Raw genomic sequence first — 16373 nt, 5'->3', positions numbered from 1 at the left:
GGGGTGGTGTCACCCGTCTCGTTTATTCGCAACTCTCATATAGGGCATTCTATTGTGCATTGCAATATATATGTTGCAGTGCACCATTCGGCTTGGCGCAGGTTAACCACGTGACGAGAATAATCTCGCTCCATGACAGCTGTTTGCTAGACCTTGGCGATGACGGCTTTTATTAACAAAGCGTTAATTGTGAGAATGCGCGCCTTGCGGGACATGTGAATGCCGTCAGCAGCCTATTCCTTTATCGACGTCGCGGTCGTTGATCGTGTCAGGCAGCGTTTTGCTGCCGGCGATGCCATCGTCGTGCTGTCGATTGATCTCGAGGACGTGCTCTGGGCCAATGGTCCGGGCGCTGCCGTGCTCGGCTATGACGACATCGATGCGGTGATCGGCGCGCCGTCGCGCCTGGGGCCGATCGCCCGCCGCCAGATCGCTGCAACGTCGGGCTTTCCCGACATCGGCCGCGACCGCTCCATCATGGTGCGCGTGGCGTCGGGCCTGACGAGCACCGCCGTTGCCTTCGTCGCCAGTTCCGTCCGGCTGCCGGGTGGCGCGGCCGCGATCATGCTCGCCGTTCCCGCCAGCGCGCGGGGCGCCAAAGCCATCGCCGCCAACGCCATCAGCGGTTTCACCGAGCAGGGACATTTCCTGGCTTTCCTCGACGCCCAAGGGGAGGTCGAGGCCGCAACCGACGGCTTTGCCAGGCTCGGCATCGCGCCATCGACGCTGGCCGGGCTGGTGTCGGCGGTTGGCCGTGAGCGCGACCGCATCATCAAGCGGGCCATTCCCGCGACCGGAGGCTATCTGCCGGCGGGCCTGGCACGTCTGACCGACGAGCCGGCGCGCCACCTGCTGGTCGTTGTCGACGAGCGCCTGGAGGTCATGGAAGACGCCGAAGCCGGCGGGCAACAGGACGCAACCGCGGCCGGCGCTGCGCGCGTCGAGGCACTGCATGGTGGGCCGACAGCTGATCCGGCGCCCGCGCCAGTTTCTGCACCGGCGACGGTGCAGTCGCAGGACCATGCCGATCACGACCACTGGTATTTCAGCCCCGAGGAACGCGAGAGCCGGGCCGGCGCCACCGTTCGCGCGGCAATGGCCGACAGGGCGGTTGCGGCGCCTGTCGTTGCCGAAGTCACCGAGGCGGCTGTCAGCGGGCCTGCCGCAGGTGACGTTCCAACCAACGAGCCGGTCTCAGCGCCCGAGCCGGTCGCCTGGTCGGCCACGCCGTCAGAGCGGACCGCCGAGCCGGCGTCCGCGCCGGAGCCTGTTGCCGAATCGGCTGACGTTTCGCAGCCTCTGGAAGAGCCTGTCGTCGCGGCAGAGCCCGCTGTGGCCGCTCAGCCCGCGCCATCGCAGCTGGCGCCGGCCAGGCCGGCACTGGATCGCTCGGCTGCCCCCGTCCGCTTCGTCTGGCGCACTGACGCCGACGGCCGTTTCAGCGCCATCTCGCCGGAATTCGCGGCTGTTGTCGGCGACCATGCGGCCGATGTCGTCGGCCGCCGTTTCCAGGATGTCTCGACCACCTTCGAACTCGACCCGTCGGGCGAGATCGCGGGTCTGCTGCAGCGCCGCGATACCTGGTCCGGTCGCTCGGTGCTCTGGCCGGTCGCCGGCACCGACAGGCGTATTCCGGTCGATCTCGCCGCGTTGCCGGTCTATGGCCGCGATCGCAGCTTTGAAGGCTTTCGCGGTTTCGGCGTGGCGCGCCCCGGCGAGGCTGTCGTCGACCACGAGCGCATCGGACTGGCGCTGGTTCCCAACGGCAAGCATCCGGAACAGGCCGAGCCACAGCCGGACGCCGGCGTAGTCCAGCCTGCAGCCGAAGCCATCGCCGTTGAACCGGCGAATCCCTTAGCTGTCGAGCCTGCTGTACTGGCGCCTGAAGCCAGTCCGACCGAAGCCAGGCAACTGGCACCGGAGGTTGCTGAAACACCTTCCGTTGAACCCCGGCAAGCCGCCGAGCCGAACAACGCTGATGACCCTTTCGCCGGCGAAGTTCCGGCTCTCGAGATCGATCGCAAGCATGATCGGCGCTATTCCGACAAGGTGATCCGCCTGGCCGAGCACCGGCCGACGGCGGCTGAAGAACCCGCCAATGGCAAGGGCCTCTCCAGCACCGAGCGCAGCGCATTCCGCGAGATCGGCGAGAAGCTGAAGCGCGCGCACGAGATCGTCGCGACAAGGCAGCAGGCGGCAGCCACTGAGGCGGTCGAGATTCCAACAGCTGCGAAGCCTGAGGCGACGTCCGCCGCGGAAAAGCCAGTCTCGGAAAAGAACGGCGAAGCCGCCTCGGCCGAGATCGCGGCCTATGCTGAAGCCGCGGCCGCTGAAACGGCCGGGCATGTGCTGGTGGCAGATGAATCCCCCGAGCATGCTGTCGGCGAAAAGCCGGAGCCAAATGGAGCGGCGGATGCCGAGGAGCCGGCGACTTCAGACGCGGCTCTGCCCGCACCCGTCGAACAGCCTGCCGTCGAGAGTGCGGAAATCGTCTCGCTGGCTTCGGTGCGGCCGGTCGAGCCTGTCATCGAAGCCATCGATGTCACGCGCAATGAGCCGGAAAAGCCGCCGCTGCGCGCCGAAGAAATCATCCCGTCCCTGGCCGCTGGGCGCGACACACCCGTCGATGCACCTATCCTCGAGCAACTGCCGGTGCCGGTGCTGATCCATGCCGGTGACGTGCTGCACTACGCCAATGCCGAGTTCCTCGACCTGACCGGCTACGGCTCGGTCGACGAACTGGCGCGGGCAGGCGGTCTCGATGCCCTGTTCGCCGAGAGCTACGGCGACCAGCCCGGTTCCGACCACGACCTGAAACTGAAGACCCGCGACGGCGACGAGTTCCCAATCGAAGCTGTGTTGCGCTCGGTGCCGTGGCAGGACGGCAAGGCGCTGATGCTGGTCGTCCGCCGCATCAGCGCCGACGACGAGGTCGAAGATGCCGTCGAACAGGTCGCCGAACTCGAAGAGCGTCTCGCCGAGATGCGCACGATCATCGACACCGCCACGGACGGCGTTGTGCTGATCGACCGCGACGGTGCCATCCGCTCGATCAGCCGTCCGGCCGAGGCCCTGTTCGGTTTCGACAGCGACGAGGTTACCGGCAAGCCGTTCTATTCGCTGTTCGCCATCGAGAGCCAGCGCGCCGCGCGCGACTATCTCGTCGGGCTGTCCGAACATGGCGTGGCAAGCGTGCTCAACGATGGCCGCGAGGTCATCGGCCGCGAGGCGCAAGGCCGGTTCATCCCGTTGTTCATGACCATCGGACGCCTGCCCAACGACAGCGGCTTCTGCGCCGTGGTCCGCGACATCACCCAGTGGAAGCGCGCCGAGGAGGAACTGACCCAGGCGCGCGCCGTGGCCGAGCGGTCGTCGTCCCAGAAGACCGATTTTCTCGCCCGCATCAGCCACGAGATCCGCACTCCGCTCAACGCCATCATCGGTTTTTCCGAACTGATGGTCGACGAGAAGTTCGGCCCGGTCGCCAATGACCGCTACCGCGACTATCTCCGCGACATCAACCGCTCCGGCAACCATGTGCTGTCGCTGGTCAACGACTTGCTCGACATTTCCAAGATCGAGGCCGGCCAGCAGGAGATGGATTACGAGGCGGTGTCGCTCAACGACACCCTTGCCGAGACCGTGGCGATGATGCAGCCGCAGGCCAATCGCGAGCGCGTCATCATCCGCTCCAGCTTTGCCTCGCGCCTGCCCGAGATCGTCGCCGACCGACGCTCGATCCGCCAGATCGCGCTCAATGTGCTGTCCAACGCCGTGCGCTATACCCAGGCCGGCGGTCAGGTCATCGTCTCGACCTCCTACGAGACCTCGGGCGACATCGTCATGCGGGTGCGCGACACCGGCATCGGCATGAGCCAGACCGAGATCGAGCAGGCGCTGAAGCCGTTCAAGCAGATCAACTCGCTGAAGCGCTCGCGCGGCGACGGCACCGGTCTCGGACTGCCGCTGACCAAGGCGATGGTCGAGGCCAATCGCGCCCGTTTTGCCATCGCGTCGACGCCCGGCGAGGGCACGCTTGTCGAGGTGACTTTCCCCTCGACGCGCGTCCTTGCCGAGTAGTGGCTTGTTAGCGAGGTGCGACATTTCCGCACATTTTCGTGAACAAGCCATGCGATTGTTAGAAATTGTCGAACAAGTCCTTGAATCCGGTATGAAATGCTCCAGTTTAGAAATTTTCTAAACTATTGATATGGCTGACCTTTAAACTTGACCGGAAGAGTCACGATGACCATAGGGGAAGCAGTCTCGAAATCGAGGCTGCCATATGTTCCCTGAGGGAATTTGCCCCCTTTGGCCAGGAGAGAAAAATGAAGATTGGAAACGCCAGGTCGGCCGTCGCAGGCGGTGCGCTTGCCATTGCCGCACTCTTCACCACGTCGGCGCTCGCCGATGGCGTCGTGAACATCTACACCTATCGCCAGCCCGATCTGATCAAGCCGGTTCTCGAGGCCTTCACGGCCGAGACGGGTATCAAGACCGAAGTGCTGTTCCTCGACAAGGGTCTTGAGGAACGCGTCCTGGCAGAGGGCGCCAACTCGCCCGCCGACGTCATCATGACCGTCGACATCGCCCGTCTCACCTCGGCCAAGGAAAAAGGTGTCACCCAGCCGCTGGTCGACGAGGAAGTCAACAAGCTGCTGCCGGCCGAGTATCGCGATCCGGATGGCAACTGGTTCGGCGTCACCAAGCGCGCCCGCGTCATCTACGCCTCGAAGGAGCGCGTCAAGGACACCGCCATCACCTATGCCGAGCTTGCCGATCCCAAGTGGAAGGGCAAGATCTGCATGCGTTCGGGCCAGCACGACTACAACCTCGCTTTGTTCTCGGCAGCCATTGCCCACTGGGGTCCGGAAAAGACCGAAGAGTGGATGAAGGGCCTCAAGGCCAACCTCGCCAAGAAGCCTGACGGCGGCGACCGTCCGCAGGCCGGCGCGATTGCTGCCGGCGAGTGCGACATCGCCATCGGCAACACCTATTATGTCGGCCTGATGCGCAACAACGAGAAGGACCCGAAGGAAAAGGAATGGGGCAACGCCATCAACGTGCTGTTCCCGACCTTCGAGAACGGCCTGACCCACGTCAACATCTCGGGCGCAGCACTCGCCAAGAACGCGCCGAACCGTGACAACGCCGTCAAGCTGATCCGCTTCCTGGCCAGCCACAAGGCCCAGCAGGTCTACGCCGAGAAGAACTACGAATATCCGGTCGAGCCGGGCCTCGAGCCATCCGAGACGGTCAAGGCGTTCGGCACGCTCAACGCCGACACCTTGCCACTGGTCGACGTGGCCAAGGGCCGCAAGCCAGCGTCCGAGATGGTCGATCGCGTCGGCCTCGACGACGGCCCGAGCAGCTGATAGGCAGCGACATGAACTGAGGAAGAGCCGGGCCGGGCGATGATCGGTCCGGCTTTTCTGCATTGGCGCAGCGGCCCGAAAACGGCATCGATTGAAGACGAAGCGCAGATTCGATGGAGCGTCATGTGCGTCCAACGGGAACGCGCGACGCCGCAGAGAGGATTGATCTTTGCCGACGACAGGCGGAGCAGAGGCGGGAGCATCAGGCGTGGCGTCGGCCGCGGGCGTCAGGCCGTTGCCCGTCAAGCGCCTGCGCCATCCGCTTATCGGCACGCTGGCGCTCGCCGTCGGCATCGTCGTCATCCTGCCGGTTCTGTCGCTCGCCTTCGTCGCGCTTTCCGGTACGGGCGAGGACTGGCCGCATCTGATCGCCAACGTGCTGCCCGGCGCCACGCGCACGACGCTGGCGCTGCTGGCGATGGTGGCCGCACTCACATCGATTGCCGGCGTCGCCTGCGCCTGGGCGGTCGTCGCTTATGATTTTCCCTTCCGCCGCATCCTGTCCTGGGCGCTGGTGCTGCCGCTGGCCGTGCCGCCCTATCTCGCGGCCTATGCCTTTGGCGAGTTCTTCCATTACCAGGGGCCGGTGCAGAGCCTGGTCCGCGCAATTTTCGGTTTTGAGACGATCCGCGACTACTGGTTTCCCGATATCCGCTCGACCTGGGGCACGGCCTTCGTACTCGCCTCTGTGCTCTATCCTTACGTCTATCTCACCACCCGCATCGTCTTCCTTATGCAGGGCCGCAACATTGCCGACGTCGCGCGCACGCTCGGCGCATCGCCGGCACGCGTGTTCTGGCGCGTGCTTCTGCCCGTGGCGCGGCCGGCCATCGTTGCCGGTGTCGCCCTGGTGCTGATGGAGACGATCAACGACATCGGCGCCGCCGAATATTTCGGCGTCCGCACGCTGACGGTCGCCGTCTACACCACCTGGCTCAACCGCGGCAGCCTGGAGGGCGGCGCGCAGATCGCCATCCTGATGCTGGTGCTTGTGCTGCTCCTGCTCGTCGCCGAGCAATGGGCGCGCCGGCGTCAGCGCTTCCATTCCGGGCGCGGCACCCATCTCAAGGTTCATCCGCCTCGCATAGCCCTCAAGGGCTGGAGGCGCTTTGCCCTGCCTGCCGCCGTGTCGTTGCCGATCCTCAGCGGCTTCGGCGTGCCGATCACCATCTTCGGCCAATATGCCTCGCGCCGGCTCGAGCAGTTCGTCTCGCCCGACGTGGCCAGCGCCTTCCTCAACAGCCTGATGACGGCGTCGCTGACGGCCATCTTCACCGTCGTCATTGCGCTGTTCCTGCTCAATGCCCAGCGCCTGTCGAAAGGCCGGGCCATGGCCGCCACCGTGCGTCTCGCCTCGGTCGGCTACGCCCTTCCCGGAGGCATCCTCGGGCTCGGCCTGCTGTTCGTGCTGGCACGCTTCGACAATTCGCTCGATACCTTTGCGCGCGCCTGGCTCGGATTCTCGACCGGGCTGCTGCTCACCGGCTCGGCCGCGGCGGTGATCATTGCCTGCACCATCCGCTTCGTTGCCCTGGCCGAGGGCGCGGTCCGCTCCGGCATGGAGAAGCTGCCTGGCAGCCTCGACGAAGCTGCGCGCAGCCTCGGCAAGACGCCGGCGCAAAGTGCTGCCAGCGTGCTTCTGCCATTGCTCAAGCCGGCGATCCTGACAGCTGCGGTTCTCGTCTTCGTCGACACCGTCAAGGAACTGTCGGCGACCATCCTGCTCAGGCCCTTCGGCTTCAGCACGCTGGCGACGCATGTCTATGAAAACGCCTCACGCGGCGTCCCGGAAGAAGGGGCGGTGGCGGCAATCGTCATCATCATTACCGCCATGGTACCGGTGGTGTTGCTTTCCGGCGCGCTGGTGCGCGACGCCGAGGCATCGCTCTAAGTTCTTTTTAGACCAGGCTAAAGAAAAAGGCGCCACTGGGGCGCCCTTAAGGTAGATGCTGTTTCAACGGGGACTTGAGCTGAACTGGCTATCCTCAGAGATGAGGAAAGGGATTTCTCCCTCAAGTTGACAACGACTATCAGGGTCGAACCTTAACAGCACCTTACCCCAGTGATGAAAAATTTACGAAAGTGTACCACTCCTGAAGTCTAGGTAAATTTGGCGGTTACCTCTTGTTAAGCATGCCGTTCCGGCTCAGCTCCTGAGCTGCTCGATGTCGCTGTAGAGATCCAGCGCCTCGGGGTTGGCGAGCGCCTCCTTGTTCTTGACGGGGCGGCCATGGACGATGTCGCGGACGGCGAGTTCGGTGATCTTGCCCGACTTGGTGCGCGGTATATCGGTGACCGCCACGATTTTGGCCGGCACGTGGCGCGGGCTGGCGCCGGTGCGAATCTTGGTCCGAATGCGCTTCTCCAGGTCCTCGTCGAGGGTGACCCCGGGCGCGAGGCGAACGAACAGCACGACGCGCACGTCGCCGTCCCAGTCCTGTCCGATGCAGATCGCCTCGGCGATCTCCGGCATCTGCTCGACCTGGTTGTAGATCTCGGCGGTGCCGATGCGCACGCCGCCGGGGTTCAGCGTCGCGTCCGAGCGGCCATGGATGATCATGCCGCCATGCGCTGTCCATTCGGCGAAGTCGCCATGGCACCAGACATTGTCGAAACGCTCGAAATAGGCGGCGTGGTACTTCTTGCCGTCGGGGTCGTTCCAGAAGCCGATCGGCATCGCCGGAAACGCCTTGGCACAGACCAGTTCGCCTTTTTCCTGGCGCACCGGCTTGCCGTCATCGTTCCAGACGTCGACCGCGAGGCCGAGTCCGGCGCCCTGGATCTCGCCGGTCCAGACCGGCTCGGTCGGCACGCCGAGCACGAAGCACGAGACGATGTCGGTGCCGCCCGAGATCGAGGCGAGGTGGATGTCTTTCTTGATGCCGTCATAGACGAAATCAAAGCCCTCCGGCGACAGCGGCGAGCCGGTCGACGAGATGGTGCGCACGCTGCCGAGGTCGTGGCTGTCGATGGGCCTGAGACCGGCCTTGCGCACCGAGTCGATGAACTTCGCCGAGGTGCCGAAATAGGTCATCTTCTCGGCATCGGCGAAGTCGAACAGCACATTGCCGTCGGGATGGAACGGCGAGCCGTCATAGAGCAGCAGCGTCGCTTCCGCAGCAAGGCCTGAGACCAGCCAGTTCCACATCATCCAGCCACATGTGGTGAAGTAGAAGAAGCGGTCGCCCGGCTTGAGCCCGGCATGCAGGCGCAGTTCCTTGACGTGCTGGATCAGCGTGCCGCCGGCCGAGTGCACGATGCATTTCGGGATGCCCGTCGTGCCCGACGAGAACAGGATATAGAGCGGATGCGAAAAGGGCAGGGGCTCGAACGTCACAGCCTTTGCCGCGAATGGCGCCAGCGCATCGTCGAGCGACTCGGCCTTGCCGATGGTCGCGGCAACGTCTGTCGCAGTGCCGAGATAGTCGACGACCAGCACCTTGGTCACACTTCCGAGCTTGCCGGCGACGGCTGCGATCTTCGATCCGACCTCGATATGCTTGCCGGCATACCAGTAGCCGTCGGGTGCGATGAACAGCTTTGGCTCGATCTGGCCGAAGCGGTCGAGCACGCCCTGTTCGCCGAAGTCGGGCGAGCATGACGACCAGACGGCGCCCAGCGAGGCGGTTGCCAGCATTGCGGCCACCGTCTCCGGCATGTTCGGCATCATCGCGGCGATGCGGTCGCCCTTGGCAACGCCAAGCGACACGAACAACTGCTGCAGCCTCGATACCAGTGCCGCAAGCTCGTCCCAGGTGAGCCGGCGCTCGACCTTGTCCTCGCCACGGAAGATGATCGCCTCGTCATTGCCCGAGCCACGCAAGAGATTCTCAGCGAAGTTCAGGCTGGCATCGGGGTAGAACTGTGCTCCCGGCATGCTGTCGCCGTCGACGAGCACGCGGCCGCCCTTGTCGCCGATAACGCCGCAGAAGTCCCAGACAAGATCCCAGAACGCCTCGCGCTCGCTGATCGACCAGGCATGCAGTTCGGCATAGTTGGTGAACGACTGGCCGGCGCGCGCGCCCGCCGCAGCCATGAACGCCGTAAGGGGCGCTTGCGCCACCTGCGTTGACGAGGGCGTCCAAAGCGGCTTTTCGACAGTCATCGGCATCTCTCCCAGAACGCGCATGGTTATGCATGTCGCACTGCAGCAGATCAAGGAAATGTCGATTAGCGCCATTGCGCTGTGCGCAAACGTCATCGCATGGCCACAAAGACTTGAAATGCCGCGTTACTCGGTTACACCCGTTAGCCACAACGGCGCAGCACGGGCGGCACAAGGGCAACATGCCATCACCACTGTTCAGGCGCAGCATCTGGGCGATCACAGGACTCATCATCCTGATCGCCGCCACCGTTGCCGCCGTGCCGTTCATCGCTTCCACCCAGATCGTCAAGGACCGCATCGCCTTCGAGATGAGCGCGTGGAGCGGCTTCCGCGTGTCGATCGAAGGAACGCCCGACATCGAGATCTGGCCGGTGTTCCGCGCCACCCTGACCGACGTCACCCTGACCGACTGGGATGACGAGAAGGGTTCGCCGGTCATCGAGGCCGAACGCGTTGAAATCGAGCTGTCGGCGCTTTCGGCGCTCAGCGGCAATGTCGATTTCTCCGACGCGCATTTCATCCGGCCGACTTTGCGCCTGAAGCGGCTTGCCGACGGCGGCGTGGAGATGCCGCATTCGACTGGCGGGCGCCTCAGCCGCGCCATCGAGCGTGCCCGCGCCACCGTCGCGTCGAATCCTGCCGAACCTGACCTCAGTGCGCTGCCTGATGACGAATTCGGCGCCGTCGAGTTCATCGATGGCCGTGTCGTGGCCGTTTCCGACGAGGGCGAGGACGAACTCCTGAGCGACCTCACCGGCAAGGCCAGCCTGCCGGCGCTGAACAAAGCCGGGAAGCTCACGGCAACCGGTGTCTGGCATGGCGAGCAGGTGGCGATCGAATTGTCGTCGCCGCGTCCGCTGATGCTGTTTGCCGGTGGCGAGGCACCGATCGTCGCTTCGCTGAAATCGGCGCCTGTCGAAGCCTCGTTCGACGGCACCATCGACATGGGCCCCGATGCGCATGTCGATGGCCAAGCCAAGATCGTATCGCCGTCCTTCCGGCGCATGCTGGAATGGTCCAAGCCGGGCATCCTGCCTGGAAGCCCTGTCGGATCGATTTCGCTCGCCTCCAAGATTACGGGCGATCTGTCCCGCCTCAAGATCGAGAACGCGCAAGTCACGCTCGACGGCAATCCCGGCATGGGCATCCTCGATCTGTCGCTCGATGGCCCCGTGCCGGCGCTTTCGGGCACACTGGCTTTCGACACGCTCGACCTGATGACGTTTGCCTCGTCCTTCGCGCCCATGACCCCGGCAAACGGGCCCACGACGGCCGAGATCGACACCAGCTTTTCCGACCGCATCAATCTCGATCTCAGGCTGTCGGCGACGAAGGCGACGGCCGGTTCCATCGCGCTCGCCGAGGTCGCGGCAACGGCACAGGTCAAGGGTGGGCTGGCGGCATTCGACATTTCCGATGCGGAAGCCTTTGGCGGCAATGTCCAGGCCAGCATCCGTTTCGACCGTAAGCCGGCCGGCACACAGGCGGAGATGCGGTTGCTTGCGTCCGACATCGACGGCGGCGCCTTCGGCACCGCGGCGGGCATGAGCCACATCGTGCCGATCGGCCGCGGCACCGTGTCGGTAATCCTCCAGGGCCCGGGCCTGAACTGGAACACGCTGCTGGAGAATGCCAACGGCTCGGTCGCCGCCACCTTCGGCGTCGGCGCGATTGCCGGGCTCGACATGCCGGCCTTCCTCAAGCGTACCGCCGATCGCGGTTTCTTCTCGCTCGACGAAGTCTCGGGCGGTACGCTGCCGGTCGATGGTGTCGAGCTCAAGGCGACCATCTCCAACGGTGTTGCCAAGATCGACAAGGCGGAGGCACGCACGCCGACGAGCCGCATCTGGCTGACCGGCATCGTGCCTTATGTCGGTCGTGGGCTCGCGCTCTCGGGTGCGATCGAGGCCAAGGAGATCACCGCCTCCACCTCGACGACGACAACCCCTGTTGCACCGGCGGTGCGGCCAACGGCATTCTTCGTCGGCGGCTCGTGGAGCGCACCGTTCATTTCGCCGCTGGTGGCGCCCGTTACCTCGTCGCCTACGGGCGACTGACCCCTGTCGCTTTAGAACAGGCTGCCCTGATTGCCGGGTTCCTTGACCTTGGCTGCTGGTCTGGCCACCGGCTTTGGCTTGGCCTCGCCGCTTGCCGCAATCGCGCTGCCGCTGGTGGCGATCGCATTGGTCGTGCCGTCGGCGAATTCGATCGACAGCGCCGCACCCGCGGCCACTTCGGAGGCGCGCTTGAGCACCGTGCCGTCGGCATCGCGAACAAGCGCGAAGCCGCGTGCCAGCACCGCCTTGTGCGACAGCGTCGCCATCAGCCGGTCCGCCTGTGACAGGCTCGTCCGCGCGCGTTCGAGCCTACGCCCGACCGCAAGCACGGCGCGGCGTTCCAGCGCCGTGAGCTGCTGGCCAAATGCCTCCTGGCGGCGGACCAGTGGTTCCGGCGACAGCCGGCCTTTGGTGCGGTCGAACCGGATGCGCTTTTCGCGCACCATCGCTCGCAACGCTGCATCGGCGCGCAGCATGTCACGGTCGAGATGGCGGCGGGTTTCGCTGATGCGGCGCGCCAACGTCGCCGGCGACAGGCGCACCGCCGACAGCCGGGCGCGCTTGCGCTCGGTGGTGACGGTCAGCGCCCGGCCGAGCCGGCTTGTCGCCTCGTCGAAGCGGCGGCGGGGTAGCGCCAGCAACTGGTCCGGAGTGGGCAAGGCGCGTGCGGCTGCGCGAACAGCCTGGCTGCGCCGGTCGATCATGCGCGATACCGCGCCGCGCAGCCGTGCGCCGAGATTGGCGAGCACGGCCTCGAGTTCGGCTTTGACAGGCACGGCAAGCTCGGCGGCACCCGTCGGCGTCGGCGCCCGCCTGTCGGCGGCGAGGTCGATCAGCGTCCAGTCGGTTTCGTGGCCGACGGCCGAGATGACCGGGATGTGCGAAGCGGCAACGGCGCGGACAAGCCCTTCGTCGTTGAAGCCCCAGAGGTCTTCGAGGCTGCCGCCGCCGCGCGCCACGATCAAAAGGTCGGGGCGCCTGATCGCACCGAGCTCGGACAGTTCGTTGAAGCCGTTGACCGCGGCGGCCACTTCCGCACCCGACGTCTCGCCCTGAACCCGCACCGGCCAGACCAGAACATGCAGCGGGAAGCGGTCCTTGATGCGGTGGATGATGTCGCGGATGACCGCACCGGTCGGCGAGGTGACGACGCCGATCACCAGCGGCATGAACGGCAACAGCTGCTTGCGACGGTCGTCGAACAGGCCCTCGGCGGCCAGCCTGCGCTTGCGCTCTTCCAGCAGCGCCATCAGCGCGCCGGCGCCGGCGGGCTCGAGATTGTCGATGACGATCTGGTATTTCGACGAGCCGGGATAGGTGGTCAGCCTGCCGGTGGCGATCACCTCCATCCCTTCCTCGGGACGGAATTTCAGCCGGCTCATCGTGCCTTTCCACACCACCGCCTCGATGCGTGAACGATCGTCCTTCAGCGAGAAATAGGCATGGCCCGACGAATGCGGGCCGCGATAACCCGAGATTTCGCCGCGCACGCGCACATTGCCGAAGGCGTCCTCGACGGTGCGCTTCAGCGCGCCGGAAATCTCGCTGACGGTGTATTCGGCAGCATTGGTGCGTGATTCGGTAGCAAGTTCGTTCATCGCGCGATTGAGGGCCGCGTGGCCTTCCTCGTCAAGCTTTGCCGGTCAATCGCAGCCTACCATCCCGGCATGATGTGGCTCGGCTTGAGCCGCCGGCCACGCGCGGCGGCAAGGGCAGCGAAATCGAACGTGCCGCTCTCCTCGGTCAGCGGCACAGAGATGTTGTCGAGGCTCTCCGAGATATGCCGCGCAAGCGCATCGACGATCTCGGGCCGGCTGGAATGGCCGCGCAGGATTCCGATCTTGCAGTCGGGCAGGGCGCCGAAGCCGTCGGCTTCGCCAAGCACGCGCATGCCCGGCCGCAGCGCGCATTCGGGCAGCACTGATACGGCGAGGCCAGCCAGAACGGCGGCGGTGATGACATTGGCCGACCAACTGGTGAACAGCACGCGGTACTCGCGGCCGCTGGCCTGGAGCAGGTCCGTCGCCATCTGCCGCCACTGGCAGGTCGGGCGGCCGAAAGCCATCGGCAGGATCGTCTCCTCATGCACCATATGGCTGGCCGACGAGACCCACAGCAGCGGTTCGTTGCGAACGATCTCGCTCGGCCGGGTGTCCACGCACTCGGTCACAAGTGCGATGTCGAGATTGCCGCGGCGAATCTGGTCGGCGAGATTGACGGTGGGCTCGCACAGCACCGACAGCTCGACGCGCGGGTTGGAGCGCGAGAAGCGCGCCATTATCTCGGGCAGGAAACGGTCGGCATAATCGTCCGGCACACCGATGCGGACCGTGCCCTCCAGCGCCTTGTCGTCGAAGGCAGCCAGCGTCTCGCGGTTGAGGTGCAGCAGCCGCCTGGCATAGGTGAGCAGGCGCTCGCCTTCCTCGGTCAGCTTGTTCATGCGCCCTTCCTTTTCGAAGAGCGCCTTGCCGATGCGGTCCTCGAGACGGCGCATCTGCATCGACACAGCTGACTGCGTGCGATGCACTTCGTCGGCGGCGCGCGTGAAGCTGCCGGTGTCGACGATGGAGATGAAGGTGTGGAGCTGGTCAAGATCGAGAGGAGCGGCCATCGACGTTTCCATCATGAACATTGATGGTAAAGATTAGAAACATTCGTTGGATTAATCAATACGGCGATGGCAATCTCGCATTGTCCACATGAGGCATGTGAATCGGAACCGGGGCGGCGGCTGAAGGAGCGTCGACCGGAACGGGACCCGTTTGTCCCTGATCTGAGAGGAGATCGTCATGACCACGCTCGACCATTCCACTGAGACGACGCATTCCGCGACGCAGCCGGTGAATGCGATGCGTATCGTCAACTACACCGCCGATCTCTTCCGTGCCTGGAAAAATCGCCGCGCCTTCTATCGCCTCGGCGAATTGAGCGACACCGAACTCGCCGATGTCGGCCTGACCCGCGGCGACCTGTGTGTGGCCGTCGACCTGCCGTTCGCCTCCGATCCGACCGTGCGTCTTCGCTCGATCAGGCAGGCGCGCAGCGAGAACATCGAAGTATTGGCGCGTCGCGTCGCCTGAGCGAATTCTGCTTTTGCAGGCTCCCCACTCCCAGCCGGTCCCCGCCGGCCTCGCCTGCACGCTGCCCGGTCCTCCCAAGGACCGGGCTTTTTCGTATTTTGGGACGCTCCTCCGGCATCCAGATCAGATCTGTGCCGCCCTTCTAAGCTCTCGCGGCAAGCAGGAGGCCGCCGACGACGGCGACGTTGATGATGAAGGCCGAGCGCAAGCCTTGTCTTTCCATGCCCGAATAGCGCCAGAAATTGAGCGCCATCAGTGACGCGGCGATGGTGAACAGGATCAGCGCCACGGCCGCGTAGGGGCGCATGACGCCCATTGCCAGGCACAGGCCGGCAACGATCTCGACGACCGAACCCAGGGCAAGCAGACTTTGCGCCGCAGGCAGGCCCTTGTCTGCGAGCATGCCGGAGACCATGCGGAAATTCCAGAAATGCTCAGTGCCGGCCCAGACGAAGACGCCGCCCAACAGAATGAAGCCGAGGCTTGCGACCATTATCGCCACCTCAGTTCGCCGACCACACCGCCAGTTCGTAGCCGTCGGGATCGGCAAAGTGGAAGCGCCGCCCGCCGGGGAATTCGAACACAAGCTTGACGATCCTGGCGCCGGCGGCCTCCAGTCGGCTTTGGGTTGCGGCGAGATCGTCGGCATAGAGGATGACCAGCGGCCCGCCCGACCTGACCGGACCGCCTGTCGTCAGTCCCCCGGTCAGGCGGCCGTCGGTAAACTCGCAATAGGTCGGACCGTAGTCGGTGAAGCTCCAGCCGAAGGCCTTGCCGTAGAACTCACGCGACCGCGCAATGTCGCTGACGTTGAACTCGATGTTGTCGATCCGGCGATCGTTTCCGCTCGTGCCCATGGCAATTCTCCTGCGTTTCGTGGGATCGCCGCCGATAGCTGACGGGGCGGCGGGAATCTTGAACGAAACGGCCAGTCGACCCCAGTCAACCAGTGATCTGGCGCACGAAGCTCCCGGCGGTCATGCCGCACAGCGCCTGGATTTCGCGGCCGAGATGCGCCTGGTCGGCATAGCCGGCCTCATAGGCAAGGCCTGCCATGGCCTGCTTGCCTTGCGCGCGCACCAGGGACAAGAAGTTCTGGAAACGCAGGATGCGGTCGAGCGTCTTCGGTCCATAGCCGAAATAGTCGTGGCTGCGCCGTCTCAGCGTGCGCTCGCTGATGTCAAGCCGGTCCACCAGCAACGAAATCCTGCCGCCGATTTCATCCGATCCCGATGCCATTGCCGCAAAGATCGCGCCTGCGTCCTGCGCCGGGCGCTCCAGGTCCGGCAACTGCTTGAGCAGCTGTTGCTGCAGCACGGCAGCCTGCCGTTCGATGGTTGGCGCCTCGCCGATTCGCAGACACAGCTCTCGGGCTACACCAGGATTCCAAACGTCGGCGAGATCGACCGCCTGGCCGACGATTGCGCTCATCGGTGTGCGCAGCCAGCGCAGCGCCGCGCCTGGCCGGAAGCGGATGCCGAGCACCGTCGTTCCGCCATGCAACTCGGGACTGGCGGCAACGATGTCGGGCCCGACCACCATCAGCCGTCCGTCTTTCCACAACAGGTCGACGCAGCCGTCCGGAACGACCGCGACCGGGCCGACATGATCGTCAGGGATGGCGTTGGTCCATACGCATTGGAAATGCGCGTCGAGGTCCGGCATCGGAGCCTGCTCGTCATAATGCCCGAGGCAATTGGCGAGCACCGGCACCGTCGACCTGTTCACGCTGCTACAAGCTGAAGCCTCAGGC

At 64.9% G+C, this 16373-nt stretch carries 11 protein-coding genes; 5 read left to right on the top strand and 6 right to left on the bottom strand.

What is annotated here, in order from left to right; all coding sequences use genetic code 11:
* Positions 1-219 precede the first annotated feature (219 nt).
* From IG197_RS08650 to IG197_RS08640, 3 genes are all read left to right on the top strand, one after another.
* The gene (locus IG197_RS08650) at positions 220-4080 is read left to right on the top strand and encodes a PAS domain S-box protein (RefSeq protein WP_192318257.1); all 3861 of its coding nucleotides are present in this window, start codon (positions 220-222) and stop codon (positions 4078-4080) included.
* 248 nt (positions 4081-4328) lie between these two features.
* Positions 4329-5375 carry a Fe(3+) ABC transporter substrate-binding protein gene (locus IG197_RS08645; RefSeq protein WP_154385337.1) on the top strand — a complete coding sequence of 349 codons (1047 nt, stop codon included), beginning with the start codon at positions 4329-4331 and terminating at the stop codon, positions 5373-5375.
* 418 nt (positions 5376-5793) lie between these two features.
* A complete protein-coding gene (locus IG197_RS08640; protein WP_246765429.1) occupies positions 5794-7266 on the top strand; it encodes an iron ABC transporter permease in 1473 nt (490 codons plus the stop codon).
* A 255-nt stretch (positions 7267-7521) separates the two neighbouring features.
* Here the strand turns inward: IG197_RS08640 and IG197_RS08635 are convergent, their stop codons facing one another.
* The gene (locus IG197_RS08635; RefSeq protein WP_192318255.1) at positions 7522-9480 is read right to left on the bottom strand and encodes an acetoacetate--CoA ligase; all 1959 of its coding nucleotides are present in this window, start codon (positions 9478-9480) and stop codon (positions 7522-7524) included.
* A 182-nt stretch (positions 9481-9662) separates the two neighbouring features.
* On the opposite strand from IG197_RS08635, the gene IG197_RS08630 reads away from it, so the two are divergent.
* Positions 9663-11540 carry an AsmA-like C-terminal region-containing protein gene (locus IG197_RS08630; RefSeq protein ID WP_192318254.1) on the top strand — a complete coding sequence of 626 codons (1878 nt, stop codon included), beginning with the start codon at positions 9663-9665 and terminating at the stop codon, positions 11538-11540.
* An 11-nt stretch (positions 11541-11551) separates the two neighbouring features.
* Here IG197_RS08630 and xseA read toward each other — a convergent pair whose 3' ends face one another.
* Complete coding sequence (xseA, locus tag IG197_RS08625; RefSeq protein WP_154385341.1) at positions 11552-13138, bottom strand: exodeoxyribonuclease VII large subunit; 1587 nt, start codon at positions 13136-13138, stop codon at positions 11552-11554.
* 56 nt (positions 13139-13194) lie between these two features.
* Complete coding sequence (locus tag IG197_RS08620; protein WP_067967050.1) at positions 13195-14151, bottom strand: LysR substrate-binding domain-containing protein; 957 nt, start codon at positions 14149-14151, stop codon at positions 13195-13197.
* 178 nt (positions 14152-14329) lie between these two features.
* Here IG197_RS08620 and IG197_RS08615 point away from each other — a divergent pair, with 178 nt between their 5' ends.
* The gene (locus IG197_RS08615; RefSeq protein ID WP_192318253.1) at positions 14330-14620 is read left to right on the top strand and encodes a DUF1127 domain-containing protein; all 291 of its coding nucleotides are present in this window, start codon (positions 14330-14332) and stop codon (positions 14618-14620) included.
* Positions 14621-14762: 142 nt separating this feature from the next.
* Here the strand turns inward: IG197_RS08615 and IG197_RS08610 are convergent, their stop codons facing one another.
* From IG197_RS08610 to IG197_RS08600, 3 genes are all read right to left on the bottom strand, one after another.
* Positions 14763-15113 carry a DoxX family protein gene (locus IG197_RS08610; RefSeq protein ID WP_192318251.1) on the bottom strand — a complete coding sequence of 117 codons (351 nt, stop codon included), beginning with the start codon at positions 15111-15113 and terminating at the stop codon, positions 14763-14765.
* Between the two features lie 10 nt (positions 15114-15123).
* On the bottom strand, positions 15124-15477 hold the full coding sequence (locus IG197_RS08605) for a VOC family protein (protein WP_192318249.1): 354 nt from the start codon (positions 15475-15477) through the stop codon (positions 15124-15126).
* 85 nt (positions 15478-15562) lie between these two features.
* Positions 15563-16348 carry a helix-turn-helix domain-containing protein gene (locus IG197_RS08600; RefSeq protein WP_246765341.1) on the bottom strand — a complete coding sequence of 262 codons (786 nt, stop codon included), beginning with the start codon at positions 16346-16348 and terminating at the stop codon, positions 15563-15565.
* Positions 16349-16373 lie beyond the last annotated feature (25 nt).

Origin of the sequence: Aminobacter sp. SR38, assembly GCF_014843375.1 — a bacterium.
In the GTDB taxonomy this organism is placed as follows: Bacteria; Pseudomonadota; Alphaproteobacteria; order Rhizobiales; family Rhizobiaceae; genus Aminobacter; species Aminobacter ciceronei.
The sequence above is the reverse complement of the archived record's forward strand: the minus strand, read 5'-3'. Positions and strand labels throughout refer to the sequence as shown.

Bases quoted from the DNA above. Each gene is read 5' to 3' on its own strand.
- IG197_RS08650 (WP_192318257.1), top strand. From the start codon at position 220: ATGCCGTCAGCAGCCTATTCCTTTATCGACGTCGCGGTCGTTGATCGT.
- IG197_RS08645 (WP_154385337.1), top strand. From the start codon at position 4,329: ATGAAGATTGGAAACGCCAGGTCGGCCGTCGCAGGCGGTGCGCTTGCC.
- IG197_RS08640 (WP_246765429.1), top strand. From the start codon at position 5,794: ATGGTGGCCGCACTCACATCGATTGCCGGCGTCGCCTGCGCCTGGGCG.
- IG197_RS08635 (WP_192318255.1), bottom strand. From the start codon at position 9,480: ATGACTGTCGAAAAGCCGCTTTGGACGCCCTCGTCAACGCAGGTGGCG.
- IG197_RS08630 (WP_192318254.1), top strand. From the start codon at position 9,663: ATGCCATCACCACTGTTCAGGCGCAGCATCTGGGCGATCACAGGACTC.
- xseA (WP_154385341.1), bottom strand. From the start codon at position 13,138: ATGAACGAACTTGCTACCGAATCACGCACCAATGCTGCCGAATACACC.
- IG197_RS08620 (WP_067967050.1), bottom strand. From the start codon at position 14,151: ATGGCCGCTCCTCTCGATCTTGACCAGCTCCACACCTTCATCTCCATC.
- IG197_RS08615 (WP_192318253.1), top strand. From the start codon at position 14,330: ATGACCACGCTCGACCATTCCACTGAGACGACGCATTCCGCGACGCAG.
- IG197_RS08610 (WP_192318251.1), bottom strand. From the start codon at position 15,113: ATGGTCGCAAGCCTCGGCTTCATTCTGTTGGGCGGCGTCTTCGTCTGG.
- IG197_RS08605 (WP_192318249.1), bottom strand. From the start codon at position 15,477: ATGGGCACGAGCGGAAACGATCGCCGGATCGACAACATCGAGTTCAAC.